Below are 24447 nucleotides of genomic sequence, written 5' to 3'. Positions count from 1 at the left end.
TCTTCAACGGTTCCCGCGTTTCCAGCCCTCCATACTCCCCAGGAAGGAGCACTCAGCATATGAGTGAACACCAGTTCGGTTTCCGCACGCGTGCCCTGCACGCCGGCGGAACCCCCGATGCCCTGCACGGCGCACGCGCCGTTCCCATCTACCAGTCGACCTCGTTTGTCTTCAAGGACACGGACGACGCCGCGAATCTGTTCTCGCTGCAGAAGTACGGCAGCATCTACTCACGGATCGGCAACCCCACGGTGGCGGCCTTCGAGGAACGCATCGCATCACTGGAGGGCGGAATCGGGGCGGTGGCGACGGCGTCGGGCATGTCCGCGGAATTCATCACCTTCGCCGCGCTCTGCTCCGCCGGGGACCACATCGTGGCGTCGGCCCAGCTGTACGGCGGCACCTTCACCCAGCTGGACGTGACCCTGCGCCGGTTCGGGATTGACACCACCTTTGTGGCCGGCACCGATCCGGCGGACTATGCCGCGGCCGTGCAGGAAAACACCAAGGCCGTCTACGCCGAGGTGGTGGCCAATCCCAGCGGCGAAGTGACGGACATCGAGGCCCTGGCCCGGGTGGCGCACGACGCCGGGGTGCCGCTGATCCTCGACGCCACCCTCAGCACCCCCTATCTGGTCCAGCCCTTCACCCACGGCGCGGACATCGTCATCCATTCCGCCACCAAGTTCCTGGGCGGACACGGCACCACCCTGGGCGGCGTCGTGGTGGAGAGCGGCCGGTTCGACTGGGGCAACGGTAAATTCCCGGCTATGACGGAACCGGTGCCCAGCTACGGAAACATCTCCTGGTGGGGGAATTTCGGCGAATACGGGTTCCTGACCAAGCTGCGCTCCGAACAGCTGAGGGACATCGGACCCTCCCTCAGTGCCACCTCGGCTTTTGCCCTCCTGCAGGGAGTGGAGACGCTGGCGCAGCGGCTGGATGAGCACCTGCGCAACGCCCAGGCGGTGGCTGAATGGCTGGACTCGGATCCCCGGGTGTCCTGGGTCAGTTACGCAGGGCTGCCCTCACATCCGCATTATGAGCGGGCCCGGAAGTATCTGCCCAAGGGACCCGGATCGGTATTCAGCTTCGGCGTCCGGGGCGGACGTGCCGCGGGGCAGGCGTTCATCGAGGCGCTCCAGCTGGCCTCGCATCTGGCGAACGTGGGCGATTCCCGCACGCTCGTGATCCATCCCGGGTCCACCACGCACCAACAGCTCTCGCCGGAGCAGCTTCGCAGTGCAGGAGTACCCGAGGACCTGATCCGGATTTCCGTGGGCCTTGAGGACCTGGAGGACATTCTCTGGGACCTGGACCAGGCATTGGCGGTGGCCTGCGGGGGCGCAGGCAGCCGGAAAGTTTCCACCGCCGCACCCGCCCTCGAGGAGGCCGCCCATGTCCGCTGACACCGCCGCACAACGTTCCTGGACTGGACCAACGGCGCCGGAACGGCTGGCGTTGCTGCGCTCGGCAGAATCCATCGCAATTGTCGGCGCGTCGGCCAAGGCCTCCCGGGCGTCCTACTTCGTTGCCACCTATCTGCTCTCCTCCTCGCGGTACCGGGTCTATTTCGTGAACCCGGCAGCGAAGGAGATCCTGGGCCGGCCGGTGTATCCCTCGCTGGCGGACCTCCCGGAGGTGCCGGACATTGTGGACGTGTTCCGCCGCCACGAGGACCTGCCCGCAGTGCTGGCTGAGGCCCGGACGGCCGGCGCGAAAACGCTGTGGCTGCAACTGGGATCCTGGCACGAGGAGGTGGCCCGGGACGCCGAACAATCCGGATTAAAGGTGGTGATGGACCGCTGCATCAAGATCGAGCATGCGCGCTTCCACGGCGGCTTGAACCTGGCCGGCTTTAATACCGGGGTGATCTCCGCAAAGCGGCAGCTGACCGCGCAGTGACCGGGCCGGCACTGAATTCCTAGCGGCCCCGGCCGGACTGGCCGTGGCCGTGGGAGTTGGACGCGCCTTTGCCCCGGCCATTTTCCGGGCCCGAGTCCTGGCGTGATGCTCCACGGTCACCGGCGGGATCCGCTCCGGCGCGCTTGGAGTCCTGTCCCCGGCCGGCGGCATTGGGGTTCCCGTGCAGGTCATCGCCGCGAGGCGGGTCCGGAACAACTGCTTTGCCGCCCCCAACGCCGGGAAGGGGAGGGTTGCCCGGATCCATGCCCGGAGCGGGGACGATAGCCTGCTCCGGTTCCGGTTCCGGCTCGGGGACGGGCGCAGGTACCGGGACGGCTTCCACGACCGGGGCGGGCTCCGGCGCCGGAACATCAGCAGGGGCCAGCGGATCCGTGACGGCCTCCGGGGCAGCGGGCTCGGCTCGTTCCAGCGTGGGCGCTTCCGGCGTGAAGGTGACCTCGGGAGTCGGATCCGCCCGGATCAGGAAGTCAGGGTTGGCCGCCACGCCGCCTGCACCGACGGCCATGGCCCCGATCAGGGCTGCCCCGAGAATCACGCCGCGGCCGCGGCCGCGCCGGGGGCGAAGCGGGACGGGGGTCCCGGCAAACAGGGCAGCCAGCTCTCCGTCCGGTTCCGGCGCGGGCACGCGGGACTGCATGCGCAGCGCGAGCAGCTGCTCAACCAGGTCGGGGGACTCCGCTACGCCGGATTCCGCGAGGAGGCCGCGGACATGGAGCGTGTCCTGCGCTTCAGGATGCTCGTTCATTGTCCGGTACCTCCTTCCGTTCGAGTTGGTTCTTGAGTACGCCCAGTGCGCGGCGCTGAAGCTGCTTGACCGCTCCGGCACTGCGTCCCATGATCTTCGCCGATTCATCAATGGAAAGATCAGCCACCACACGCAGCAGCAGGACTTCCTTTTGCTGCGCTGTGAGCCCTTCCAGCAGCGCTGCGGCTCCGGCATCGGTGCCGAGCACGCTTTCCTCGGCGGATTCTGTTTCACGGCGGTCCAGCTCCGGATCGAACACGGCCATCACCGGCTCGCGCTCGCGCCGTCGAACGTCGTCCACCATGCGGGCGTGGGCAACGGAGAAAGCGAAGGTTCGAGCGCCGCGGAGGCCTCCGTTAAGCGTGTCCAGCTTGGAGAACAGAGTCAGGAAGACTTCCTGCGTGAGTGCTTCTGGGTCGTCGCACCCCTTGGAGCGGAGGTAGCCGAGGATGCCGGGCGCGAAGTCGTCGTAGATTTCCCGCAAAGCCGCCGGTTTTCGGGCACGCGCATCACGGAGCGTTTGCTCGGTAAGCGGTGCAGGCACGGCGGATTCACTTTCCTGGGAAGCGGGAGTGGTCCAAATGCTACCGTGTCCGCCGCCGTAGGCATGCGTGCAACGGCCGCACCGATGCTCGTTGGGGGGATAAGCCTCGGCGCGGCCGTTACAAACAGGTAATCGCGAACGGGTAGGAAAAGGTTACGCACCTCGCGGAAAATCTTTTCAGCGCCGGCCTCCCGGGCCTAGTGCGCCTCCACAATCCGCGCATTTCCGGCAAAACGGCGGTTCTTCAACACCGGCAGGAACTGGCGGACGTCGTCGATCCGCTGACGGGTGACGTCCGCCGTCACTACCGCCTCACGCTCTTCCTCCAGCGCCGCCTGAGGCACTCCCATGGGGTCCAAAATGACGGAGTGGCCCACGGTATGCCGGCTGGATGTTCCCGCCGCGGCAACCCACAGCGTGTTCTCGATGGCACGGGCCTTGAGCAGGGTTTCCCAGTGGTCGATCTTGTGCTCGCCCTTGAACCAGGCCGCCGGCACAGCCAGCAGATCTGCGTCCAGGTCGGCGAGCGCCCTGGCCAGTTCCGGGAAGCGCAGGTCATAGCAGGTCATGACACCCACCCGGAGGTCACCTACCTGCATAACCTTCACACCGCCGTCGCCCGGTTTGATCCGGGTCGATTCGGCGTAGGAGAACGCGTCGTAGAGATGCAGCTTGCGGTAGGTGTCCACAATCCGTCCGGTCGCATCGATGAGGACCAGGGTGTTGAAGGGCCGTTCCTCACCGCTGGACTCGTAGCCGCCGGCGATCACCGCGATTCCGAGCTCGGCGGCGAGCAGGGACAGCTGGGAGACGAAAGTGGTCCAGGAGGCGTCGACGGCGGCGGCCAGCGATCCTTCCACCTTGCCGATGCTGAACATGGATTCTTCGGGGAAGATGATCAGCTCGGACCCCTCGGCGCGGGCCTTGCCGGCCAGGGAGCGCATGGTGTCCAGGTTCTCCCGGACCTCACCGGCGGGGCTGAACTGACCGACGCTGACTAACACTTTCGACCACCTTCGTTTCGGGCTCGCTTGCCCCCAGCCTAGACCAGGTCCTCGAAGTGGAGGACGGGTTTCAGGACGCTTCCGCTCTTGGCTGCCGCGGCCGCCTCATTGATGTCCCGGAACGAGTACCGGGTGATCATCTTTTCCAGCGGGAACCGGCCCTGCTGCACCAGGTCCACCAGCGCCGGCAGGAACAGCTGCGGGTTGGAATCCCCCTCGGTAATTCCCAGGATCTGGCGCCCGTTGAGCATGAAGTTCACGTCCAGGCTCATGGTGCTGCCCGCGGCGGGTGCACCGATCAGTCCGAGCTTGCCCAGCGGTGCCAGCACCGAGGCGGCGGTTTCCGCCACCTTGACGCTGCCGGTGGTTTCCAGGGCGTGGGTGACGCCCTGGCCGCCGGTCAGTTCCATCAGCGCCTGGACGGCGTCGGTGTTCCCGGAGTTCACGACGTCGGTGGCCCCCAGTTCCCGGGCCAGTTCCAGCCGGGAATCCACCAGGTCCATAACGATAATGCGCGTGGCCGGGGACAGGGCGGCGGCCATTACGGCGGCCAGGCCTACGGGGCCGGCGCCGAACACGGCCAGAACGGATCCCGGCTCGGGCTTCAGGACGTTCAGCACGGCTCCGGCGCCGGTCTGGATGCCGCAGCCCAGCGGTGCCAGCAGGGATAGATCCGCGGCCGGATCCACCTTGGTTACGCCGCGTTCGTCCGCCAGGACCAGGTTGGAGAAGGACGACTGGGCGAAGAAGTGCCCGTGCAGGTCGGTGCCGTTTTCCGAAAGGGTGGAGCTGCCGTCCGCGCGTTCCCCGCCGAGGAGGTTGCGGGACAGGAATTCAACGCAGTACGCAGGGTGGGCACTGCGGCAGTTGCGGCACACTCCGCAGCTGGTGAAGGTCAGCAGGACGTGGTCTCCGGGCTGCACCGAAGTCACGGCGCTTCCCACGGCTTCCACCACGCCGGCACCTTCGTGGCCCAGGACACCGGGCAGCGGAAAAGGAATGTGGCCTGCCTGCACACCCAGGTCGGTGCCGCAGACTCCGCTGGCCACCACCCGGACCAGTACCTCGTCCGGACGGGGATCATCCAGCGTCACTTCTGCAAGTTCGAAGGGCTGGTTGGTGCCGCGCAGGACGGCGGCCGTAGCTGTGCTGGTCATGTCTGCCTTTCCCGGCCGGATCGGGTCACCCGACACGATCTGCGGCGGCGTTCCGGCACGTCTTCACCCTACGCCCGCCCTAGACTTGGGCGGCATGGATGAAATCACCGCCCCCGTTGACCTCGGCTCACCTGCCGGGGTGCTCAATCCGGCAGCCGTGGGCTTTGCCCGTAGCGCCCTGCACCGTCCCGTGGTCCCCTCCGGCGCCAAAGGCGGCTGGCGGGCCAAGCGCTGGGAGTACTGGGGCATCCTCACGCCCGAGCTCGCCGTCGGCCTGACCATTGCCCACCTGGATTACGCCTCCACCCTGCAGCTCTACGTGTTCGAACGCGGCACGGGCCGGGAGACCAGCCTGGAGCCGCTGAAGATCCTGCCTTCCTACGTGGACGTCTCCCTGCCGGATACGCTGCCGCCGCTCACTGCCTTCGGCGCCTTTGGCGGTGCCGGCCTGCGTTTCCACGATGCCGACGGCGGCACCCGCCTGCAGGCCTCGTCGCCGCGGATCACCGCGGACCTGTTCACCGAAGCGGACGGGGATGTCCTCGGCGTGGTGGTGCCATGGTCAGCGAGCCGTTACCAGTACACGCTGAAGGACGTAGCCCGCCGGGTTTCGGGCACCGTCACCGTGGACGGGCGCGAGTATCCGGTCGGCGGAGAAGATTCGTTTGCCGTGCTGGACCGCGGCCGCGGACGCTGGCCGTACTCGCAGCGCTGGAACTGGGGGGTCGGCTCGGGCACGGTGGACGGCACCCGGCTGGGACTGCAGGTCGGCGGGAAGTGGACCGCCAACACGCCGGCCACGGAGAACGCCCTGATCGTGGACGGGCAGCTGCACCATTACGACGGCGAACTGGAGTTCGAGTACGACCTCGCCGATCCGGCGTCGACCTGGCGGGTGCATGGACCGTGGATCGACGCCACCCTCACCCCGTTCCACCGTCGCACCGCGGCAACGAACGCCGTCGTGATCAGCGCCCGGACCTGGCAGGCCTTCGGCACGTGGACCGGCGCTGCGCGCACCCCGGACGGCACCGAGTATTCCCTGGACGGGCTGGGCGGCTGGATCGAGGAGGCCCGGAACCGCTGGTAGCCGGGCACCGACCGCACCGGTTCCGGCGCGGGAATCCGGCCGTTGACCGGTGTCCCGGGCCCTGTTAGCTTCGGGAATCATTTCCCTCGCCGGACAGGAGAACTCCATGGCCCTTGTCATCTCATCCATTGCCCTCGACGCGGCAGATCCGCCGCGGCTGGCGGAGTTCTGGACCCAGGCGCTGGGCTACCGGATTGCGGAAACCAACGACGCCGACGTCGTTTCGCTGGTTCGGGCTGACGGCAGGGCCGGTCCGGACATCGACATCATCCCCGTGCCCGAGAGTAAGACGGTCAAGAACCGGCTGCACTTGGACCTGCGGGCAGCGCACGGCAGTACCCAGGACCAGGAAGTGGAACGGCTGCTCGCACTGGGCGCGGTCCGGACCGACGTGGGGCAGGGAACCGAGGTGGACTGGGTGGTGCTGGCCGATCCGGAGGGCAACGAGTTCTGCGTGCTGAGCCGCTCCGAAGCGGCCCCGGATCCGCAGGCCGCCCGGTAGGCACACGGAAGGCCCCCAGCCTCAAGGACTGCGGGGCCTTCCGTGCGTGGTGGCTTTACTCGTTGATGAGGTCCCGCACCACGATGGTCTGGTCGCGGTCCGGGCCCACGCCGATGGCGGAGAAGCGCGTGCCGGACATCTTTTCCAGCGCCAGCACGTAGTTCCGGGCGTTGTCCGGGAGGTCCTCAAGGGTCTTGGCCCCGGTGATGTCCTCGGTCCAGCCGTCAAAGTACTCGAAGATCGGCTTGGCGTGGTGGAAGTCGGTCTGCGTCATCGGCATCTCGTCGAACCGCACGCCGTCGACGTCGTAGGCCACGCACACCGGGATCTTCTCGATGCCGGTCAGGACATCCAGCTTGGTCACGAAGTAGTCCGTGAAGCCGTTGACGCGGGAAGCGTGGCGGGCCAGGACGGCGTCGTACCAGCCGCAGCGGCGCGGGCGGCCGGTGTTCACGCCGAACTCGCCGCCGGTCTTCTGCAGGTACAGGCCCATGTCATCAAACAGTTCGGTGGGGAACGGGCCGGCACCGACACGGGTGGTGTAGGCCTTGATGATGCCCACGGAACGGGTGATCCGGGTGGGGCCGATACCCGAGCCCACGGACGCGCCGCCCGCGGTCGGGTTGGAGGACGTGACGAACGGGTAGGTGCCGTGGTCCACGTCCAGGAACGTGGCCTGGCCGCCCTCCATGAGGATGACCTTGCCCTCGTCCAGGGCGGAGTTCAGCTCGTAGGTCGAGTCGATGACCATGGGACGCAGCCGGTCCGCGTAGGAGAGGAAGTACTGGACCACCTCTTCGGCGTCGATATCGCGGCGGTTGTAGACCTTCAGCAGCAGCTGGTTCTTCTGCTTCAGGGAGCCTTCGACCTTCTGGCGCAGGATGGACTCGTCAAAGATGTCCTGGACACGGATGCCCAGCCGGGCCACCTTGTCCATGTAGGCCGGGCCGATGCCGCGTCCGGTGGTGCCGATGGCACGCTTGCCCAGGAAGCGCTCGGTGACCTTGTCCATCACCTGGTGGAACGGGGCCACCAGGTGCGCATTGGCGGAAATCCGGAGCTTGGACGTATCCGCACCGCGGGATTCGAGGCCGTCGATCTCGGCGAAGAGCGCCTCAAGGTTCACCACGCAGCCGTTGCCGATCACCGGAATCGCGTTGGGGCTGAGGATGCCTGCGGGCAGCAGCTTGAGTTCGTATTTTTCACCGCCGACGACGACGGTGTGGCCGGCATTGTTTCCGCCGTTGGGTTTGACGACGTAATCGACGCGGCCGCCGAGCAGGTCGGTGGCCTTACCTTTACCTTCGTCGCCCCACTGGGCGCCGACGATGACAATAGCTGGCATGGGATCCTCCCCCATTAGATACGGGACGGAGCTGCTTGGTTGCAGATCCGCTACCGTGCATGAGAACGCCCCTGAACCTGCGTCTCCTGCCTTACGGCGTACCTCGGCGCAAGTTGCGGGGCTCTTACCTGCCAAGTTTAGCCGATCATGCTGTTGCTCACTTGAAAATACGCTGCGGGGGCATCTATCTTCGGTGCTTCGCAGGTAGCGTGGCCGGATGGACCGATTCCGCGGCTACATTGCTGGGCTGGGTACTGCCTCCGGTACGAGGCTGGTGGTTGGGCACTGGCTCGAGTCCCCGCTGGGCGCTTTCACCGACGTGATGGCCGAGGACGACGCCGGCGTGCGGACGCTGCTGGCCCCGTCCGACGCGGCGGCCCGGTATATCGGCGAAACCTACAGTTTCGACCGGACCGTGGTGGCGCCCGTGGACGCAGTCCTTTCCCGAGAGGCGCTCCGGGTGGCCGCGGGACCCTTGCGGCTTGAGGCCGTGCTGGGGCCGGTGACCTTCCTGGGCCGGGTATTGGAGCATGTGCCGGGTCCGCTGGCCGTGGCTCCGTGGTGGCTGCGGCTGATCAATCCCGTCGCCAAACTGCTGGCTCCGGGCGTGCAGACCGCCGGATCGGCGGGCGGCGGCCGGCGGGAGTTCTACGGCGTCCGGTCCATTCGATCACTGGTGTCCGCTACTGCAGCGTGGGACGGCGCCGATCTGGGCGGGCTGCGTCCGGTCCAGCCGCCCGTGAACTTCGGCTTCAGTTCCGTTCCGGCTGCCCCGCGGATTGTCGCCGTCACCACCACCATCCTGCCCTGAGCTTGCGGGGCCGGGTCCCTCCCCGTCCCGGATCCCTGCGCTTTGTCCGGGCTCCTGCGCTTTGTCCGGGCTCCCTGCGTTTTGTCCGGATCCCTGCGCCGCGCAGCGAGGGGATCCGGACAAACCGCAGGGATTGGGACATATCGGAGGGATTCGACGGGAGTTGACGCCATTCGATGCCAGCACGCTCAGTCTCCGTCTCCGAAGCTGTTGCGTGAGGGCAACCTTTGCCCCGGCGAACTATTTCGGCTCTGCCGTGCCCAATTTCCTGCCCGGGGGAAGCGGGGCGATTGCCCGGATACCTACGCTTTCAGAGTCATCCACCCCCTGGATGCCCTTCTTTACTCAGAAAGCAGGGAATCAGATGAAAAAGACGACAGCCGGCCTCACACTGGCGGCCATCACCGGATTCGGGCTCCTTTCGGCGACGCCGGCGCTGGCCGACGAACCAGCTCGCACCTATGCGGCGCCGTATCCCAACTGCACCGAGGCGGCAGCCGCCGGAGCGTACAACATTCCTTCCACCGATCCGGGCTATGGCCCACATCTTGACCGCAACATGAACGGCATCGGATGCGAGGACTCTTCCCGGCCCATGCCCCAGCCGCAGGGGCATCTGGACAGCGACGGGACCTGGATTCCGTCTTATGTGGAACAAATGCCCGCCCAGGTGGGCAGGGTGCCCGCGGGCGGCGCCAACACCGGAATCACGCAGGAGCCGGAGGAATCCAGCGCCGAAGGCCTTGCCATTGGCGGCGGCCTGGTGCTCGCGGCGGCAGCAGGCGGCACCTTCATGGTGCGGCGGCGCCTCGCCGGCCAGGAATAAGCGGATCCCGGGGACCGGATCGAGATGAGGAAAACTCCGGGCGGCCGCCGCAGAAGCCTTGGTGCGGCTGCGGCGGCCGCACTTCTCCTCGCAGGGGCCGGCAGCGCCGGTCCCGTAAGCGTCCGTAACGCTGCAGCAACAGCCCTTGTCCCGGCTCCAACTGCCTCTGCACGGACCGCCCCGGAAACGGCCGTACCGGTACCCGCGCCGCCGTCGCCGTCGCCGTCGCTACCACCTGCCGCGGCGCCCTCCGCATCGAACGTCCAGAGCGCGGGAATGCCGGAATCCGCACCGGCGACGTTGCGCATCCCTTCGATCGGGGCGTCGTCGAGACTTATCCGCCTGGGCCTGGACGACGACGGCGCACTGCAGGTCCCTCCGGGCAAACCGGGTTCACCCGCCGGCTGGTACGAGTATTCCCCAACCCCGGGCGAAACGGGTCCGGCCGTGCTGCTTGGCCATGTGAATGCCGAGGGAGGTGGTCCCGGGATTTTCGCCGACCTCCGCCGGCTCTCCCCCGGCGACCGGATTGAGGTGGTCCGGGAAGACGGCAGCACGGCCGTTTTCACGGTGCTCAGCGGCGAGCAGTATCCCAAGGACAACTTCCCCACGTCACAGGTGTACGGCAACACTGCCGGGCCGGAACTCCGCCTGATTACCTGCGATGGCTACGATCCCAAAACGGGCCGCTTCGACGACAACTTCGTGGTGTACGCCGCGATGGTTCCCTGAAGCTGCGCTGCCGTCCTGCTGACCGGAAAAGTGCCCGGCATGAGGCATCGACTTTTCTGCCTGTTGGAAGCCGGCGGAAAACCGCTCTAACTCAGAGTTCGATGCTACGGACCGGCTGGCGCAGAACCGTCCGTAGTTTCTCCGGAGCCGCCCGCCTCGGGTCGCTGAGGTACACCTCGTGGTGGTCGCCGTTGAAGGTCAGCCCTCGCTCGGGCATCCAGGAGCCGTGCAGCCGGGCCAGGACCGGACCCTCGTCGTCGTAGGGTCCGATGTACAGGATCTGCGCCGCGAGACCCTCCGTGAGCGTCAGCAACCGCACCTGGTCCAGCCCGGGAACCTTCTTCTTGGCGGCCACCGAAGCAACAGCCGCGTCCACCATTTCCGGAGTGATCCACTCCGGCTGCGCAATGAGCATGGTCCAGTCCCAGGAGCCCTTGTCGCGGCGGCTAAAGGCCTCCGTATCCTCGGCACGCCACAGACCTTCCAGCGGGCCGACCGTAAAGTCCGCCTCCAGCTCATCCTTCGAGGCGAACTTCAGTGAATACGCCACCGGATAGAGGCACTCGAGGGCCCGGGTGTATTCGGGCGAGGTGTTGGGGTCACCGTGCCCGTCGACGGCGAGGTAGTGCATGATCGGCACGTCCACCAACGTGAAGTCCCGGCCGCCGGGCGAATAGAGCTCGGGGTAGGAGCGTTTCAGGTCGAACTTTTCCATGCGCTGTCCACCTTTCGAGCGGCTTTCCAGCGTAGGCGTGTGCACCCGGATACCGGGAGGCCCGGCCCCGCAAGGGCATCCCGCCAGGGCCAGAAAGGAACCGCAGGCGCCAGAACGGCGGCCCCCCGGAAAACCGGGGAACCGCCGTCGTTGTGGTGAAGCCGAGGAGCCTACAGGCTTTCGATAGCTGCCTTGGCCTGCGGATCGGAATCGTCCAGGAACTTGCGGATCCGGTCCACTTCCTCGGTCTCCCCGATGGCCGCAGCCGCGCGGCCCAGCGCGTACAGCGAGCGCAGGAAACCGCGGTTGGGAACGTGCGACCACGGGATGGGGCCGACGCCGCGCCAGCCGGCACGGCGCAGGGAATCCAGTCCGCGGTGGTACCCCACCCGGGCGTAGGCGTAGGACTCGATGTTCCGGCCCTCCTCGAACGCCTCGTCCGCGAGCGCTGCCCACACCTGCGAGGAGGTGGGGAACTGCGCTGCGAGATCCACCGGTTCGTCGCCGGCCTCCAGGCGGGCGACGACGTCGGTCTCCTCCGGCAGGTAGGTGGCGTCGGGGCCGAGGAGGTTCTTGCGGAATTCGTCTGACATTAGAGTGCCTTACCTGCCGATCCAAGGTTCTGTGCTGCTTCCACCACGCGGGCGGCCATGCCCTTTTCAGCGGCTGCACCCCAGACGCGCGGATCGTACTGCTTCTTGTTGCCCACTTCGCCGTCCACCTTCAGTACGCCGTCGTAATTGCGCAGCATGTGGTCCGCCACCGGGCGGGTGTAGGCGTACTGGGTGTCGGTGTCGATGTTCATCTTGACGACGCCGTAGGAGACGGCGTCGGCGATCTCCTGGGCGGAGGAACCCGAGCCGCCGTGGAAGACCAGGTCGAACGGCCGGTCCTTGCCGATGGAGCCGCCCACCGCGTCCTGGATTTCCTTGAGGATTTCCGGACGCAGCTTCACGCCGCCGGGCTTGTACACGCCGTGGACGTTGCCGAAGGTCAGGGCAGTGATGTAGCGGCCCTTGCTGCCGTCGCCGAGGGCTTCGATGGTGGCCATGCCGTCCTGGACCGTGGTGTAGAGCTTGTCGTTGATGGCGTTCTCCACGCCGTCTTCTTCACCGCCGACGGTGCCGATCTCCACCTCGAGGATGATCTTGGCGGCCGCCGTGCGGGCCAGCAGTTCCTGGGCGATGCGCAGGTTGTCTTCAAGGGTCTCGGCCGAGCCGTCCCACATGTGCGAGTTGAAGATCGGATCCTCGCCGCGCTTCACGGCAGCTTCGGAGGCGGCCAGCAGCGGCAGGACAAAGTCATCCAGCTTGTCCTTGGGGCAGTGGTCGGTGTGCAGCGCAATGTTCACGTTGTAGCTCTTGGCTACTTCCTTGGCGTAGGCAGCGAACGCGAGGGAACCGGCGACCATGTTCTTCACCGAGGCGCCGGACCAATAGGCCGCACCGCCGGTGGATACCTGCACAATGCCGTCCGAACCTGCTTCGGCGAAACCTGCGAGCGCGGCGTTGAGGGTCTGCGAGGAGGTGACGTTGACTGCCGGATACGCGAAGCCCCCTGCCTTGGCTCGGTCGATCATCTCGGCATAAATCTCCGGGGTTGCAATAGGCATGCTGACTCCAAGGTCGATACGGCAGGGCCTTCAGCCCTCGTTGGCTCCTTACATCCTAGCCACAAGTGTCCCTGCGGCATCAGGTACCGGCGCCGGATTACGACGCCGGTTTCCGGGGTGCGCTGCTAGCCCACCTTCTGGCCGAACACATGCCGGCGGATCCAGCCATGCATCGCGATGGCGGCGGCGGAGCCGGCGTTGATGGAACGGGTGGAGCCGAACTGGGCAATCGACAGGGTGGCGTCCGCTGCGGCGTGGACTTCCGGGCTCAGCCCGGGCCCCTCCTGGCCGAAGACCAGCACGCAGTTTTCCGGGAGTTCGTAGGTTTCCAGCGGCACCGAGTCCGGGAAGTTGTCGATTCCAATGATGTGCAGGCCTTCGCTGCGGGCCCACTGCACAAAGTCCTCAACGGTGGGGTGGTTGCGGATGTGCTGGTAGCGGTCGGTGACCATGGCACCGCGGCGGTTCCACCGGCGTCGTCCGATGATGTGCACTTCCTTCGCCATAAAGGCGTTGGCCGTGCGCACCACTGTGCCGATGTTGAAATCGTGCTGCCAGTTCTCGATGGCCACGTGGAACGGATGCCGCCGGGTGTCCAGGTCCGCCACGATCGCGTCATGCTTCCAGTAACGGTATTCGTCCACCACGTTGCGCGCGTCCCCGTTGGCCAGCAGTTCAGGATCCCAGTGATCCCCTTCCGGCAGCGGCCCCTCCCAGGGACCCACACCCACCTGGTGCAACGGTGCGGCGGCTTCATCTACGGTGTCATTGCTGACTTCTTCGGGGCTGTCTATCACCCTTCCAGCCTAAGGTGAAAGACTGGCAACGCCCGCTTCCGGCGCCTCCGGGACAGGTTCCAAGGCCGTGCGGCGCGCTGTAAGGCGAGGCAGTAATGCAGTATGCGAGAAATGGGAGACCGTGGGCGAAAACGAGAACATTGAATGCTGGCTGACGGACATGGACGGGGTCCTGGTTCACGAAAACCACCCCATCCCCGGTGCCGCTGAGCTGATTGAGCGCTGGGTCTCCACCTCCAAGCGGTTCCTGGTGCTGACCAACAACTCCATCTACACCCCGCGGGACCTTGCCGCACGCCTGCGTGCCTCGGGGCTGGAGGTGCCGGAAGAAAACCTCTGGACCTCCGCGCTGGCCACGGCAGAGTTCCTCAAGGACCAGGTGAAGAACTCCGGCACTCCGGGGCGCTGCTTCGTGGTGGGTGAGGCCGGATTGACGACGGCGCTGCATGAGGCAGGCATGATCCTCACCGACACCACTCCGGACTATGTGGTGCTGGGCGAGACCCGCACCTATTCCTTTGGCACCATCACCAAGGCGATCCGGCTCATCCTGGACGGCGCCCGTTTCATTGCCACCAACCCGGACGTCACGGGTCCTTCGCAGGAGGGACCGCTCCCGGCCACCGGCGCCATCGCCGCACTGATCACGGCGGCCACCAAGATGGAGCCCTACATTGTCGGCAAGCCGAACCCGATGATGTTCCGGTCCGCGATGCGCAAGATCGACGCCCACTCCGAAACCACGGCCATGATCGGCGACCGGATGGATACCGACATCGTGGCAGGCATCGAGGCGGGACTGCACACGGTGCTGGTGCTCAGCGGCATCACCCAGCGCGAGGACATCAACCGGTATCCGTTCCGGCCCACGCAGATCATGAACTCCGTCGCGGACCTGATCAACACCATCTGAGGACTCCCGGAACCTGGCCGGGCGGGGTTATTCCTCCGCCCGGAGACCTCCCGAGGGTCCTGGCGGGCCGAAGAGCCGCAGCACTTCCAGCACTATGTCCTCATAGACCGCGGGGTTCCACTGCGGGCTGGCGTGGGCCGGACGGGCTCCTTCGGTGACCAGCGAGCTGGTCAGCAGGTTCTCCGGGAACGCTGCCTCCCAGCCGGCCCGGGCCGTGCCGTAGTCCACCGTTTGGTCCTCCGGGTTTCCGATGAATGCCAGCTTCGTCCCGCCCAGCGATCCCGAAAACCGGGGAGCCGTGAAGTGGTAGATGTAGGACGCCTGGGACTGGATGAGCCGGCTGGACGGGGCCAGCGGCGAAAGCTGTTCCAGGGTTTGTTCCGCGACCGTCCGCCAGGACCGTTCATTCCTGTGCAGCATGCGCTCCCCCAGTTCGTAACCGCCGCGCAGCCCGGTGGTGATCCGGTAGCCGTTGTCGTACAGGAACACCGCTCCCTTGAACATGGCCTGGTCGCGGACGGCACTCCGGCCCGACGGGCTGGAGTCCAGGACAATCAGGTCGACGGCGACGCCCCGGCTGGCCAGCCCGGCGGCCACCTGCACCGCCAGCATCCCGCCGAAGCTGTGCCCGTAGAAGTAGACACGCGTCAGCGAGTGTTCCCGGATGGATGCATGCACCGCCTCCAGGATTGCCGGGACCTTCAAACCCCTGTTGGAATACCCGATCCCGGCGAGCTGTCCCCGCGTGGTCAGGGCCGGGCGCAGGGAGCGCAGGAGCCAGCCGGTTTCCTCCCAGCTGGTCTTGTAGCCGGGGAACAGGAACCACATGGCATGCGGAAACCGGCGTTCGGCGTCGTCGTCGGGCACGCGCAGGATTTCCAGCTCTTCACGGTAGTGCTGGACGCGGTCGGTGACCACAAGATCGGTGCCGAGCACAATCCCCGCCAGCGAACCGGCCAGGAAGCGGCGCCGGGATACCCGGTGCAGGTCTGCCGTGGTCCGAAGGAGTTCCCTCGGATCGGGAGGTGCCGGTTCCATCGAACCGGTGCCGCGGCGGTTGCTGCGGCTATCCGAGCCCGAGCTCATCCTTGCCGAACGCAAACAGATAGGGAACGCCGGCCTCGGCCTCGATGCGTTCCTTCGCTCCGGTGTCCCGGTCCACGATGACTGCCACGGCCACCACGTTGCCTCCGGCGTTGCGCACGCCCTCGACGGCGGTCAGCGCCGACCCGCCGGTAGTGGACGTGTCTTCCAGGACCACCACGTTGCGGCCGGCGACGTCGGGGCCTTCCACCTGGCGGCCCATGCCGTAGGACTTCTGTGCCTTGCGGACAACAAAGGCGTCCACGGCGCGGCCGGCGCGGGTGGCCGCATGCATAACGGCGGTGCCCACCGGGTCCGCGCCCATGGTCAGTCCGCCGGCGTTGGTGAACTCAATGCCCGCGCTGTCCAGCAGTTCCAGCATCACGTCACCGACCAGCACCGACGCTTCGTGCTGCAGCGTGACGCGGCGCAGGTCAATGTAGTAATCCGCCTCGGCGCCGGAGGAAAGCACCACTTTGCCCCGCACCACCGCCAGCTCCATGATCAGTTCGAGCAGCCGGGCGCGGGACGGGGCGATTGCGGGCGAAGTCATGGCTCAATCCTAGCTACGGGCACCGGCAGGACAGGGCTTTGGTCCCTTATGCGAATGTGGCGCCGGTCGATTCGGACAACCCGGGCCTGCGGCGGCGCAACTCGCGCGGCCTTTCCCGGGCACGGCGGGACCGTCGGATATAGGCTGTGATCCATGCGGAAACTACAAGCGGAAATCATTGCCGAACTGGGAGTTCAGCCCACCATTGATGCGGCCGCGGAAATCCGCCGCCGGGTGGACTTCCTCAAGGACTATCTGCACGCCTCACACTCCAAGGGGTACGTCCTGGGCATCAGCGGCGGCGTGGATTCCACGCTTGCGGGCAAGCTTGCCCAGCTGGCCGTGGACGAGCTGAAAGCCGAGGGCACCGACGCGGAGTTCATTGCCCTCCGACTGCCGTATCGGGTCCAGCATGACGAAGCCGACGCCCAGGCAGCACTCGGGTTCATCGCGCCGTCCAAGTCCCTGGTCTACAACGTCGGACCGGCAGTGGACGGCTTCGAAGACGAATATGTGAAGATGACCGGCGAGAAAATCACCGACTTCAACAAGGGCAACATCAAGGCACGGGTACGCATGACCGCACAGTACGCAGTGGCCGGCCAGCACAACCTGCTGGTGATCGGCACCGACCACGCCGCCGAGTCCGTCACGGGTTTCTTCACGAAGTTCGGCGACGGCGGCGCGGATCTCCTGCCCCTTTCCGGCCTGGACAAGCGCCAGAACCGGGCCCTGCTGGCCGAACTGGGCGCCCCGGAAACGCTCATCGCCAAGGCGCCCACCGCGGATCTGCTGGATGACAAGCCCGGCCAGACCGACGAAACCGAATTGGGCCTGAGCTACGACACCATCGACGGCTATCTGGAAGGCGGGGACACGCCTGCCGAAGACGCCGAAAAGATCGAGGCACGCTTTGTGATGACCCGGCACAAACGCACCGTACCGGTCACCGTTTCCGACACCTGGTGGAAATAGCGTCAGCTTCCGTGGCGTGCACCCTTCTAAGCGGGCGGTCCGTCCATACCGCCCGCTTACCCCTTGTGGCGCGGGGCGCAGTGTGGAGCCGGACGGGATTCGGTAACGTAGCAGTGTGAAGATAGCTACCTGGAACGTGAACTCCATCCGCGCCCGAGCCGACCGCATTGAGGCCTGGCTGCAGCGCTCCGACGTCGACGTCCTTGCCATTCAGGAAACCAAGGCGAAGGACGACAACTTCCCCTGGGAGCTGTTCGAAAAGAACGGTTACGAGGTGGCGCACTTCGGGCTGAGCCAGTGGAACGGTGTGGCCATCGCGTCCCGCGTGGGGCTCGACGACGTCGAACGCACCTTCCCGGACCAGCCGATGTTCGGCAAGACCGAAGAAACCACCGTGGCCGAGGCCCGCGCCATAGGTGCCACCTGCGGCGGCGTGCGGGTGTGGAGCCTGTACGTACCCAACGGCCGCGCCGTGGATGATCCGCACATGCCCTACAAGCTGCAATGGCTCAAGACGCTCAAGGACCACGCGGCGGAGTGGATCACCAAGGATCCGTCCCTGGAACTGGCCCTGATGGGTGACTGGAACATTGCCCCGGAAGATGACGATGTCTGGGACATCGACTGGTTCCGCGCCCAGAATGCCACGCACGTCACCGAACCCGAGCGGCAGGCCTTCAACGAGTTCCTTGACGCCGGGTTCACCGACGTCGTCCGGCCTTTCCATCCCGGCCCCGGCGTCTACACCTACTGGGACTACACCCAGCTGCGGTTCCCCAAGCGCCAGGGTATGCGCATCGACTTCGTCCTGGGCTCCCCGGCCCTGGCCAAGCGCGTGACCGGTGCCGTGATCGACCGGGAAGAACGCAAGGGCAAGGGCGCTTCGGACCACGCACCCGTGATTGTGGAACTGGACTAGCCGTGGCGCGGCATCCGCAGCAGTCGCTGTACCGCACCTTCCCGTTTGTCTCCTACCTCCGCGTCTACGAACCGCTGGACGCCTTTGATGACAGCCAGCAGCTGGCAATCATGGAGCAGCGTGCCCGCGGACGCCACGAAACCGAGGTCCTGGAACGCACCGACGCCGTCCGCCGGCTGGTCCGGGTGGTCTCGGACCCCTTCCCCCACAACGCCACGGACCTGGTCCGGGTGCTGCATTATCCGGCGCAGGAAGGGGTCACCAACCGGTTGTACTGCCCCAACCAGCTGGCCGTGCGCACTTCCCTGGCGGCGGAGTCCCTGGGCGAGTCCATCCGCGGCCCCCTAGTGGACGTGCTGGTCCCTGAAGTGGCCCGCGAGGCCCACGCGGCGCGGCTGGATCCGGATTCCTTTGCCGACTCGCTGGCGAAGCTCCACACCCGCTCCGCCACCTGGGGCGTGCCCTTCGGCTGGTTTGTCCTGCTGCACGAGGAGGACCACACCGAGGTGGTGGAGGATGACGGGCATGTCCAGACCGTCCGGCTCTCCGCGCCGGTGCTGCAGTGCATTGACCGGGCGCGTGCAGCCTCGGCAGCCTTGGCCATAGCTGCTCCGGAACTTGACCTGCTGGACGAGCTGGCCGAACTGACAGCCTGGCTGGAAGTCTTTGATCCGGACGCCGTGCTGGAGCTGGACTACGGCCCGGTGGCGGACCTCGTCTTCCCGGACGACTCCCCCTCCGATGTGCGGCTGGGGATCGAGTCCCTGGCCGACGGCGATATGACCGGCGCTGCCGCCGCGTACCGCCGGCTGGCGTCGCGGTGGATCCCCATCCGGCAGTTGGCCCGGGCCTCCTAGGCAGTCCTAGCGGACCCGGTCCTCCCGGCCGAAGCGCAGCCGGCGGCCGGCCTCCAGGCTCAGCAGCACCGGGGTCTGGTGTCCGAGGACGGTGTCCAGGGTTTCCACCAGCGCGGTGGCGTCGGCGGCAATCAGGTGCGGAGCGGCCCCCTGCCGCGGGGTAATCCGCACCCGCAGGGCGCTGCGCCCCTTCACGGAGTACGTGCTGACGGCGGAGGCGGCAACATCGGGGTTGTCCTGCAGGGCGGTGCGCAGGGCCTGCTCGGCCACGGTTCCGCTGATCGCGACCCGGCCGGGGGCGCCGTCGTCGTACTCGGAGACAAGTGTTCCCGTCCGGCCGCCGCCCTGGCCGGCCATCCACACCGCCATCAGCACGATGCCCAGGAAGCTAAGCACGGCAAGTGCGACCCAGATCCAGCTGCCGCCGCCCCCGGGCAGTGCCGTGGCGGAGAGCGCTGAGTCGATGGCCTGTCCGGCGTCGGCTGCAAACCTGTGCCAGACCTGCGCCGCGGCAGGCCAGACGGAAATGAGCACCAGCCCTCCGCCGATGCACATCAGCACGAACCCAAGAAGCCCAAGCAGGAAACGGTTCAGCGCGCGAGGTGTGGCGTTCACTGTCCAATCACCCCGGTTTCGGCAACCCGTACGCGGACCGCCGGCTGCGGGTCCAGCTTGGTCAGCAGCAACTCGTCCTCCACTGCGCCCCGCACCGCCTCGGCATCCACGGGAGTGCCCGACGTCGGGCGGATCTGCACCTCCACCAGTGTCCTTCCCACCGTTACGAGCACCTGCTGCGGCGTGACGTCAGCACGCATCCGGGCGCACCGGGCCAGCGATGCGGCCAGGACTTCGCCGTCCACAACGACGGCGGCACGCGGGTTGGGCAGCGCATAGCGGGCGCGGCGTCCGGGCAGCACGGCCGGCAGGAAGAACAGCAGGCCGGCAAGGAAAATCAGTGCACCGGATAATCCGAGGATCACCGGGTCCGTACCCGCGGGAAGATCCGCCAACCACCGTCCGAAGGTAGGCGGATCGATCAGCCACGCCTCCTGGCCCAGCGCCTGGAGCACGGATTCCAGCAGGACATACGCGAAAAAGAGAATGCCAAGGACGGCCGCAAAGGACGACGCGGCGGTGCGGGCCGAATGGGTTTCCCGTCGAAGGATTCTGTTGGTTACGTCCAGGTCCGCCTGCTTCACTGCACCCGCCTTCCTTCCACCGGCAGCGCGCCGGTGATGCGGATGTCGACCCGGGAAAGCCGGGACCCGGTAAGGTCAGCCACCCGTCGGAGCAAAACAGGTTTGGCGGCGTGCGCCCGCTCCCAGACCGTCCCGCCGGCGCGCTGCAGCATGGCGGGAGTGAGGACCTGCAGCGGCGGCAGCGCAATGGGCAGGGATACCGAGAGCGCGAGCAGCCCGCGGTCATCGGTCCACTGCACGCGCACCTGCTGTGCCGGCACGCCAAAGTATTCGGCCGCGGCCGCCTTGGCGGTGCTGGTCAGCGCCTGGGTGCTGATCCGGTTATGCCCGGCCAGCACCGACCCGGTCTCCATCGCCGGCGGCGCGGTCATCCCGGCGGCGCTCACGAAGAGGAGCGGCGGCCGGTCAGCGCATCGGAAACGCTGCGGAAGTCGATCTTTCCTTCCGCAGCGCGGCCCAGCAGCGCTCCGACTGCAATGAACAGGGCGGTCAGCAGAAAGCCCCAAAAATCGAATATCAGTGCGGCGAAAGCCAGTACGGCCCCGATTGCCATTCCCACGACTGTTGGTTTCATTTCCCCTGCCTTAATACCTGCTCCACATAACCCGGTGCGTCCTGCGAGGAACGTGCTTTGAAGCCTATACCGCTTTCGCGCCGCCGACCTGTGCGGAACCGGTTGGCTCGGTGGGAAGCTGCACGTCCGAAATTTCCACGTTAACCTCCACCACGCGAAGGCCCACGAGTTTTTCCACGGCACCGTAGACCGCGGCACGGACATTGTTCGCAACTACCGTCAGGGCATTGCCGTAGACGGCGGTCAAACTGATATCGACGGCGACTTCGCGTTCGCCGACCTCCACGTGCACACCGGAGGTGGCGTTTGAGCCGCCGACGGCGTCGCGCACCGCACCGAGCGCCCGCCCCGAACTGTTGCCGAGGGCGAAGACGCCGGGAACCGCCCGGGCGGCAATTGCGGCAACCTTGGCCACCGCCTGCTCGCTGATGGAGTTCCGGCCGCCGATCACGGCGGCATCGCCGGTGCCCGTTACGGCGTGCGCCGGGCCTGCCGGTGCGGGGGCGGTTGGTGCCGCAGTGACGGGAGCGTTCGCTGATGTGTTCCGGGGCTCATCCATGGGATCAGCGTATCCCGGGAGCGGGACGTTTTGCAGGGCGCAGCAGCAGCCGCTGATCCGCGCCGGGGGGCCGGAGGGCCGCCTCCGCGGGGCAAAAAGAAAAACCCCGTCCTGTCTCCTGCGAGACAGCTACGGGGTTTTAGCTGGTGGCTCCGACCGGCGTCGATCCGGTGACCTTTCGATTTTCAGTCGAACGCTCTACCAACTGAGCTACAGAGCCTGGCATCATCAACCGATGATCACCGAGATCTTCCAAATCGCTTCAGAAAATCTGAGCGACCCTGACGGGACTTGAACCCGCGACCTCCGCCGTGACAGGGCGGCGCGCTAACCAGCTGCGCTACAGGGCCTTGCATTTCACGAGTGTAAACTCTACCAGATTCTCGCCGGCTCATTTACCACTCCTGAGTACCCCCAACGGGATTCGAACCCGTGCCGCCGCCGTGAAAGGGCGGTGTCCTAGGCCGCTAGACGATGGGGGCCAACAGAACACACATGGAATGAAGCGGCTGGTGAACCAGTCGTTTCGCTCCGTTGTGGACTCTAAAACTATAGGGCTTATTTCCGGAATATCCAAAACGGTTCCGGTGAGGCCTGCGCCACTACAGTGGAGGGGTGCCAATCGAGATGAACCCGGACGAGTTCGACGCCTGTGTGGAAGCAGCCCTCGACTCCATTCCGGCGGACCTGTCCCGCGCCATGAACAACGTGGCGGTCTTCATCGAGGACGAGTATGAGCCGGGTCCGCACGAAGATCCGGACACGGAACTGCTGGGGGTCTATGAAGGGACCCCGCTGACCGAGCGGGATTCCTGGTGGGATGCGGGTTCCCTGCCGGACCGGATTGTGGTGTTCCGCGGACCCTTGCTGCGGATGTGCGACAGCCGGGAGGAAGTGGTGGACGAGGTCCGCATCACGGTCATCCATGAGGTGGCCCATCACTTCGGCATCAACGACGAACGGCTGCACGAACTGGGCTGGGGCTAGCCTTTAACCATGAGTGAACATCACGGGCACAGCCACGGGCTGGGCACAGTCACCGCTACCGGAAAGCACCGGCGGCGCCTCCTGATCGTTTTCCTCATCACCATCTCGGTGGTCCTGATCCAGGTTGCCGGTGCCCTGCTTTCCGGATCCCTGGCCCTGCTTGCCGACGCCGGCCACATGCTCTCCGACGCGGCCGGGGTTTCCATTGCGTTGTTCGCGGCGTGGATTGCCGCCCGCCCGGCCACGTCGCGGCGGACCTACGGCTACCAGCGGGCCGAAGTACTGGCCGCCCTGGCCAATGCCGTGCTGCTGATTGTGATTGCCGTAGTGATCTTCGTCGAGGCGGTCCGCCGCCTCGGCAGCGAGACCGACGTCGACACCGGGCTGATGCTGCCCTTCGCCGTCGTGGGCGGCCTGGCGAACCTCATTTCCCTGCTGGTGCTGCACGCCGGCCGCAAGGAATCCCTGAATGTGCGCGGCGCCTACCTGGAGGTGCTGGGGGACCTGCTGGGCTCGGCCGCCGTGGTGGTGTCCGCCGTCGTCATCATGACCACCGGCTATCAGCAGGCGGATACCTGGGCCTCCATCCTGATTGCCCTGATGATTGCCCCGCGGGCCTGGTCGCTGCTGCGGGAAGTGATCGACGTGCTCCTGGAAGCCACCCCGCAGGGCGTGGACGTGGGCATGATCCGCGACCACATTGTGTCGGTGGACGGGGTGTCGGACGCGCACGACATCCACATCTGGACCATCACCTCCGGGGTTCCGGTGTTCTCCGCACACGTGGTGCTGGAGGAGGAACACCTCACTCCGGACGGCCTGGACACCATCCTGGACCGGCTGACCAGATGCCTGAGCAGCCACTTCGACACAGAGCACTGCACCTTCCAGCTGGAGCCGGCCAGCCACGCCGTGCACGAAGGCCAGCAGCACGCCTGACCGCGTGCGGCCGGTTACTCGGCGATCATGGGGCCGAAGTTCGGCCGGTCCAGCAGCCGGGGATCGTCATGGTCCGGCACCACCATCAGCGGCCCCTTTGCGTGGTGCAGCACGCTCTGGCTGGTGGACCCCATCAGCATGCCGGCAAAGCCGCCGCGGCCGCGGGTGCCCAGCACCAGGAGCTCGACCTTTGCGGTGCGTTCAATCAGGATCTCGCCCGGGGCCCCGTCCACCAGCTCAACGGTCATTTCCAGTCCGGGGAAGTGGCTCTGCAGCCAGTCCCGGCCGGCGTCGAGCTGTTCATGCAGCTCCGCATGCAGCGCCTCGATGTCCAGCGGGGCAGGCACCCAGGCCAGCGAGCCGGTGAACGGCGGCAACGCGCACAGAATACGCAGGGGCAGCCCCATGCTCTGCGCCTGTTCGGCCGCAACCAGTGATGCTGCACGGCCCTGTTCCGAACCGTCCACGCCGACGACGACGGCGCGGTGCACGGCGTCCGGATCCGGCGAGTTGGCCGGCGGCCGCACTCCCGAGTCGGGAAGCCGCCCGGCGGTCCGCAGCGGCACCACGACCGTGGGGCACTTCGCGTGTGCCGGGAGGGCGCTGGAGACCGAACCCAGCAGGCGCCCGACAAAACCGCCGCGGCCGCGTGATCCCACCACCATGAGGTCCGCGTCTTCGGAGAGCTCCAGCAGGACGGCGGCCGCATCTCCGGTCTCCACCCGCGGGATCACTTCCACCCCGTAGTGGCTGATCCGCTCCACGGCCTCGTCCAGCACCTGCCGGGCGCCGTCGCGGATCATTGCGTCATCAACAGTGGTGTAGCCGGCGTCCATGGAGGAAGCGGCGAAAATGGGCACGGTGTACGCCGTCACGACGTGCAGCGGACACTCCCGCCGCCGCGCCTCCCGGGCAGCCCAGAACAATGCGCAGATACTCTGGTCGGATCCATCCACACCGACGACGATGCCCGCAGGCCCGTCGGCACCGGCCCCTGCGCCCCAGGTCGAATCAGTCATATGCCGCTCCCTCTGGTCCCCAACCGGCGTCATCCTCCGGCTGTCCTTGGCAGTAGCGTACCGC

30 protein-coding genes and 3 tRNA genes are annotated in these 24447 nt (G+C 66.6%); 13 read left to right on the top strand and 20 right to left on the bottom strand.

Going from position 1 to position 24447, the window contains the following annotated elements:
* The first annotated feature begins 59 nt into the window (after positions 1 to 59).
* Together NNX35_RS06535 and NNX35_RS06530 are read left to right on the top strand one after the other, a co-directional pair.
* Complete coding sequence (locus NNX35_RS06535) at positions 60 to 1409, top strand: O-acetylhomoserine aminocarboxypropyltransferase/cysteine synthase family protein (protein ID WP_255867272.1); 1350 nt, start codon at positions 60 to 62, stop codon at positions 1407 to 1409.
* Positions 1399 to 1905 (top strand): CoA-binding protein, encoded by a 507-nt coding sequence (locus NNX35_RS06530; protein ID WP_255765657.1) that lies wholly within the window; start codon positions 1399 to 1401, stop codon positions 1903 to 1905. Before NNX35_RS06535 ends, NNX35_RS06530 begins: the two co-directional genes overlap by 11 nt.
* A 19-nt stretch (positions 1906 to 1924) precedes the next feature.
* Here NNX35_RS06530 and NNX35_RS06525 read toward each other — a convergent pair whose 3' ends face one another.
* The 4 genes from NNX35_RS06525 to NNX35_RS06510 all read right to left on the bottom strand — a co-directional run bounded on the left by NNX35_RS06525 (position 1925) and on the right by NNX35_RS06510 (position 5376).
* Positions 1925 to 2671, bottom strand: a complete 747-nt coding sequence (locus NNX35_RS06525; protein ID WP_255867271.1) for a hypothetical protein — start codon at positions 2669 to 2671, stop codon at positions 1925 to 1927.
* Positions 2655 to 3215 carry an RNA polymerase sigma factor gene (locus NNX35_RS06520; protein ID WP_255765655.1) on the bottom strand — a complete coding sequence of 187 codons (561 nt, stop codon included), beginning with the start codon at positions 3213 to 3215 and terminating at the stop codon, positions 2655 to 2657. Before NNX35_RS06520 ends, NNX35_RS06525 begins: the two co-directional genes overlap by 17 nt.
* A 197-nt stretch (positions 3216 to 3412) precedes the next feature.
* Positions 3413 to 4219: a carbon-nitrogen hydrolase family protein gene (locus tag NNX35_RS06515; protein WP_255765654.1), complete on the bottom strand. Its 807-nt coding sequence runs from the start codon at positions 4217 to 4219 to the stop codon at positions 3413 to 3415.
* 38 nt (positions 4220 to 4257) lie between these two features.
* A complete protein-coding gene (locus tag NNX35_RS06510; RefSeq protein WP_255765653.1) occupies positions 4258 to 5376 on the bottom strand; it encodes an NAD(P)-dependent alcohol dehydrogenase in 1119 nt (372 codons plus the stop codon).
* A 94-nt stretch (positions 5377 to 5470) separates the two neighbouring features.
* On the opposite strand from NNX35_RS06510, the gene NNX35_RS06505 reads away from it, so the two are divergent.
* Together NNX35_RS06505 and NNX35_RS06500 are read left to right on the top strand one after the other, a co-directional pair.
* Entirely contained in the window at positions 5471 to 6466 is a 996-nt protein-coding gene (locus tag NNX35_RS06505) for a DUF2804 domain-containing protein (protein WP_255867270.1), read from the top strand.
* A gap of 106 nt (positions 6467 to 6572) precedes the next feature.
* Positions 6573 to 6968 carry a VOC family protein gene (locus NNX35_RS06500; RefSeq protein ID WP_255765651.1) on the top strand — a complete coding sequence of 132 codons (396 nt, stop codon included), beginning with the start codon at positions 6573 to 6575 and terminating at the stop codon, positions 6966 to 6968.
* Between the two features lie 55 nt (positions 6969 to 7023).
* Here the strand turns inward: NNX35_RS06500 and NNX35_RS06495 are convergent, their stop codons facing one another.
* Positions 7024 to 8313 carry an adenylosuccinate synthase gene (locus tag NNX35_RS06495; RefSeq protein WP_227920787.1) on the bottom strand — a complete coding sequence of 430 codons (1290 nt, stop codon included), beginning with the start codon at positions 8311 to 8313 and terminating at the stop codon, positions 7024 to 7026.
* Between the two features lie 217 nt (positions 8314 to 8530).
* Here NNX35_RS06495 and NNX35_RS06490 point away from each other — a divergent pair, with 217 nt between their 5' ends.
* From NNX35_RS06490 to NNX35_RS06480, 3 genes are all read left to right on the top strand, one after another.
* Positions 8531 to 9124, top strand: coding sequence for a hypothetical protein (locus tag NNX35_RS06490; protein ID WP_255867269.1), 594 nt, complete (start codon positions 8531 to 8533; stop codon positions 9122 to 9124).
* Positions 9125 to 9488: 364 nt separating this feature from the next.
* Positions 9489 to 9950, top strand: a complete 462-nt coding sequence (locus NNX35_RS06485; RefSeq protein WP_255867268.1) for an excalibur calcium-binding domain-containing protein — start codon at positions 9489 to 9491, stop codon at positions 9948 to 9950.
* 276 nt (positions 9951 to 10226) lie between these two features.
* A complete protein-coding gene (locus tag NNX35_RS06480; RefSeq protein WP_255867267.1) occupies positions 10227 to 10682 on the top strand; it encodes a class F sortase in 456 nt (151 codons plus the stop codon).
* 91 nt (positions 10683 to 10773) lie between these two features.
* Here NNX35_RS06480 and NNX35_RS06475 read toward each other — a convergent pair whose 3' ends face one another.
* From NNX35_RS06475 to NNX35_RS06460, 4 genes are all read right to left on the bottom strand, one after another.
* Positions 10774 to 11397, bottom strand: a complete 624-nt coding sequence (locus tag NNX35_RS06475) for a GyrI-like domain-containing protein (protein WP_255867266.1) — start codon at positions 11395 to 11397, stop codon at positions 10774 to 10776.
* A 170-nt stretch (positions 11398 to 11567) separates the two neighbouring features.
* Positions 11568 to 11990: a DUF3151 domain-containing protein gene (locus NNX35_RS06470; protein ID WP_255867265.1), complete on the bottom strand. Its 423-nt coding sequence runs from the start codon at positions 11988 to 11990 to the stop codon at positions 11568 to 11570.
* Positions 11990 to 13009, bottom strand: coding sequence for a class II fructose-bisphosphate aldolase (gene fbaA, locus NNX35_RS06465; protein WP_227920761.1), 1020 nt, complete (start codon positions 13007 to 13009; stop codon positions 11990 to 11992). The genes NNX35_RS06470 and fbaA overlap by 1 nt, the downstream gene beginning before the upstream one ends.
* Positions 13010 to 13134: 125 nt before the next feature.
* Entirely contained in the window at positions 13135 to 13803 is a 669-nt protein-coding gene (locus tag NNX35_RS06460; protein ID WP_255765755.1) for an RNA methyltransferase, read from the bottom strand.
* A 163-nt stretch (positions 13804 to 13966) separates the two neighbouring features.
* Between NNX35_RS06460 and NNX35_RS06455 the strand changes: the two genes are divergently transcribed.
* Positions 13967 to 14719 (top strand): HAD-IIA family hydrolase, encoded by a 753-nt coding sequence (locus NNX35_RS06455; RefSeq protein ID WP_255765754.1) that lies wholly within the window; start codon positions 13967 to 13969, stop codon positions 14717 to 14719.
* Between the two features lie 27 nt (positions 14720 to 14746).
* On the opposite strand, the gene NNX35_RS06450 is transcribed toward NNX35_RS06455, so the two are convergent.
* Together NNX35_RS06450 and pyrE are read right to left on the bottom strand one after the other, a co-directional pair.
* Positions 14747 to 15757: an alpha/beta fold hydrolase gene (locus NNX35_RS06450; RefSeq protein WP_255867264.1), complete on the bottom strand. Its 1011-nt coding sequence runs from the start codon at positions 15755 to 15757 to the stop codon at positions 14747 to 14749.
* Positions 15758 to 15785: 28 nt separating this feature from the next.
* Positions 15786 to 16355: an orotate phosphoribosyltransferase gene (pyrE, locus tag NNX35_RS06445; RefSeq protein ID WP_255765645.1), complete on the bottom strand. Its 570-nt coding sequence runs from the start codon at positions 16353 to 16355 to the stop codon at positions 15786 to 15788.
* A 153-nt stretch (positions 16356 to 16508) separates the two neighbouring features.
* Here pyrE and nadE point away from each other — a divergent pair, with 153 nt between their 5' ends.
* The 3 genes from nadE (at position 16509) to NNX35_RS06430 (ending at position 19106) form a co-directional block, all read left to right on the top strand.
* Positions 16509 to 17330, top strand: a complete 822-nt coding sequence (gene nadE / locus NNX35_RS06440; protein ID WP_255765644.1) for an ammonia-dependent NAD(+) synthetase — start codon at positions 16509 to 16511, stop codon at positions 17328 to 17330.
* Positions 17331 to 17445: 115 nt separating this feature from the next.
* Positions 17446 to 18249 (top strand): exodeoxyribonuclease III, encoded by an 804-nt coding sequence (locus NNX35_RS06435; RefSeq protein ID WP_255765643.1) that lies wholly within the window; start codon positions 17446 to 17448, stop codon positions 18247 to 18249.
* Between the two features lie 2 nt (positions 18250 to 18251).
* The gene (locus tag NNX35_RS06430; protein WP_255765642.1) at positions 18252 to 19106 is read left to right on the top strand and encodes a hypothetical protein; all 855 of its coding nucleotides are present in this window, start codon (positions 18252 to 18254) and stop codon (positions 19104 to 19106) included.
* A gap of 6 nt (positions 19107 to 19112) precedes the next feature.
* On the opposite strand, the gene NNX35_RS06425 is transcribed toward NNX35_RS06430, so the two are convergent.
* The 8 genes from NNX35_RS06425 to NNX35_RS06390 all read right to left on the bottom strand — a co-directional run bounded on the left by NNX35_RS06425 (position 19113) and on the right by NNX35_RS06390 (position 21920).
* The gene (locus NNX35_RS06425) at positions 19113 to 19721 is read right to left on the bottom strand and encodes a hypothetical protein (protein WP_255867263.1); all 609 of its coding nucleotides are present in this window, start codon (positions 19719 to 19721) and stop codon (positions 19113 to 19115) included.
* Positions 19718 to 20305, bottom strand: coding sequence for a DUF6286 domain-containing protein (locus NNX35_RS06420; protein ID WP_255765640.1), 588 nt, complete (start codon positions 20303 to 20305; stop codon positions 19718 to 19720). Before NNX35_RS06420 ends, NNX35_RS06425 begins: the two co-directional genes overlap by 4 nt.
* Positions 20302 to 20676, bottom strand: coding sequence for a hypothetical protein (locus NNX35_RS06415; protein ID WP_255765753.1), 375 nt, complete (start codon positions 20674 to 20676; stop codon positions 20302 to 20304). Before NNX35_RS06415 ends, NNX35_RS06420 begins: the two co-directional genes overlap by 4 nt.
* Positions 20677 to 20687: 11 nt before the next feature.
* The gene (locus NNX35_RS06410; RefSeq protein WP_230025100.1) at positions 20688 to 20879 is read right to left on the bottom strand and encodes a DUF2273 domain-containing protein; all 192 of its coding nucleotides are present in this window, start codon (positions 20877 to 20879) and stop codon (positions 20688 to 20690) included.
* Positions 20880 to 20943: 64 nt separating this feature from the next.
* A complete protein-coding gene (locus NNX35_RS06405; protein ID WP_255867262.1) occupies positions 20944 to 21438 on the bottom strand; it encodes an Asp23/Gls24 family envelope stress response protein in 495 nt (164 codons plus the stop codon).
* A 144-nt stretch (positions 21439 to 21582) separates the two neighbouring features.
* Positions 21583 to 21658 (bottom strand) — tRNA-Phe (locus NNX35_RS06400).
* 56 nt (positions 21659 to 21714) lie between these two features.
* A tRNA-Asp gene (locus tag NNX35_RS06395) sits at positions 21715 to 21788 on the bottom strand.
* Between the two features lie 59 nt (positions 21789 to 21847).
* A tRNA-Glu gene (locus NNX35_RS06390) sits at positions 21848 to 21920 on the bottom strand.
* 145 nt (positions 21921 to 22065) lie between these two features.
* Between NNX35_RS06390 and NNX35_RS06385 the strand changes: the two genes are divergently transcribed.
* Together NNX35_RS06385 and NNX35_RS06380 are read left to right on the top strand one after the other, a co-directional pair.
* On the top strand, positions 22066 to 22425 hold the full coding sequence (locus NNX35_RS06385) for a metallopeptidase family protein (RefSeq protein WP_227920973.1): 360 nt from the start codon (positions 22066 to 22068) through the stop codon (positions 22423 to 22425).
* A 9-nt stretch (positions 22426 to 22434) separates the two neighbouring features.
* Positions 22435 to 23364 (top strand): cation diffusion facilitator family transporter, encoded by a 930-nt coding sequence (locus NNX35_RS06380; RefSeq protein WP_255765638.1) that lies wholly within the window; start codon positions 22435 to 22437, stop codon positions 23362 to 23364.
* 14 nt (positions 23365 to 23378) lie between these two features.
* On the opposite strand, the gene NNX35_RS06375 is transcribed toward NNX35_RS06380, so the two are convergent.
* Positions 23379 to 24383 (bottom strand): universal stress protein, encoded by a 1005-nt coding sequence (locus NNX35_RS06375; protein ID WP_255765637.1) that lies wholly within the window; start codon positions 24381 to 24383, stop codon positions 23379 to 23381.
* Positions 24384 to 24447 lie beyond the last annotated feature (64 nt).

The sequence above is a fragment of the Arthrobacter sp. zg-Y844 genome, assembly GCF_024385465.1.
GTDB lineage: Bacteria > Actinomycetota > Actinomycetes > Actinomycetales > Micrococcaceae > Arthrobacter_B.
The sequence above is the reverse complement of the archived record's forward strand: the minus strand, read 5'-3'. Positions and strand labels throughout refer to the sequence as shown.

Coding starts and splice junctions, on each gene's coding strand:
- NNX35_RS06525 (WP_255867271.1), bottom strand. CDS start 2,671: ATGAACGAGCATCCTGAAGCGCAGGACACGCTCCATGTCCGCGGCCTC.
- nadE (WP_255765644.1), top strand. CDS start 16,509: ATGCGGAAACTACAAGCGGAAATCATTGCCGAACTGGGAGTTCAGCCC.
- NNX35_RS06375 (WP_255765637.1), bottom strand. CDS start 24,383: ATGACTGATTCGACCTGGGGCGCAGGGGCCGGTGCCGACGGGCCTGCG.
- NNX35_RS06380 (WP_255765638.1), top strand. CDS start 22,435: ATGAGTGAACATCACGGGCACAGCCACGGGCTGGGCACAGTCACCGCT.
- NNX35_RS06410 (WP_230025100.1), bottom strand. CDS start 20,879: ATGAAACCAACAGTCGTGGGAATGGCAATCGGGGCCGTACTGGCTTTC.
- NNX35_RS06510 (WP_255765653.1), bottom strand. CDS start 5,376: ATGACCAGCACAGCTACGGCCGCCGTCCTGCGCGGCACCAACCAGCCC.
- NNX35_RS06475 (WP_255867266.1), bottom strand. CDS start 11,397: ATGGAAAAGTTCGACCTGAAACGCTCCTACCCCGAGCTCTATTCGCCC.
- NNX35_RS06490 (WP_255867269.1), top strand. CDS start 8,531: ATGGACCGATTCCGCGGCTACATTGCTGGGCTGGGTACTGCCTCCGGT.
- NNX35_RS06500 (WP_255765651.1), top strand. CDS start 6,573: ATGGCCCTTGTCATCTCATCCATTGCCCTCGACGCGGCAGATCCGCCG.
- NNX35_RS06485 (WP_255867268.1), top strand. CDS start 9,489: ATGAAAAAGACGACAGCCGGCCTCACACTGGCGGCCATCACCGGATTC.
- NNX35_RS06495 (WP_227920787.1), bottom strand. CDS start 8,313: ATGCCAGCTATTGTCATCGTCGGCGCCCAGTGGGGCGACGAAGGTAAA.
- NNX35_RS06535 (WP_255867272.1), top strand. CDS start 60: ATGAGTGAACACCAGTTCGGTTTCCGCACGCGTGCCCTGCACGCCGGC.
- NNX35_RS06530 (WP_255765657.1), top strand. CDS start 1,399: ATGTCCGCTGACACCGCCGCACAACGTTCCTGGACTGGACCAACGGCG.
- NNX35_RS06415 (WP_255765753.1), bottom strand. CDS start 20,676: ATGACCGCGCCGCCGGCGATGGAGACCGGGTCGGTGCTGGCCGGGCAT.
- NNX35_RS06450 (WP_255867264.1), bottom strand. CDS start 15,757: ATGGAACCGGCACCTCCCGATCCGAGGGAACTCCTTCGGACCACGGCA.
- NNX35_RS06405 (WP_255867262.1), bottom strand. CDS start 21,438: ATGGATGAGCCCCGGAACACATCAGCGAACGCTCCCGTCACTGCGGCA.
- NNX35_RS06385 (WP_227920973.1), top strand. CDS start 22,066: ATGAACCCGGACGAGTTCGACGCCTGTGTGGAAGCAGCCCTCGACTCC.
- NNX35_RS06505 (WP_255867270.1), top strand. CDS start 5,471: ATGGATGAAATCACCGCCCCCGTTGACCTCGGCTCACCTGCCGGGGTG.
- NNX35_RS06480 (WP_255867267.1), top strand. CDS start 10,227: ATGCCGGAATCCGCACCGGCGACGTTGCGCATCCCTTCGATCGGGGCG.
- fbaA (WP_227920761.1), bottom strand. CDS start 13,009: ATGCCTATTGCAACCCCGGAGATTTATGCCGAGATGATCGACCGAGCC.
- NNX35_RS06455 (WP_255765754.1), top strand. CDS start 13,967: ATGGACGGGGTCCTGGTTCACGAAAACCACCCCATCCCCGGTGCCGCT.
- NNX35_RS06470 (WP_255867265.1), bottom strand. CDS start 11,990: ATGTCAGACGAATTCCGCAAGAACCTCCTCGGCCCCGACGCCACCTAC.
- pyrE (WP_255765645.1), bottom strand. CDS start 16,355: ATGACTTCGCCCGCAATCGCCCCGTCCCGCGCCCGGCTGCTCGAACTG.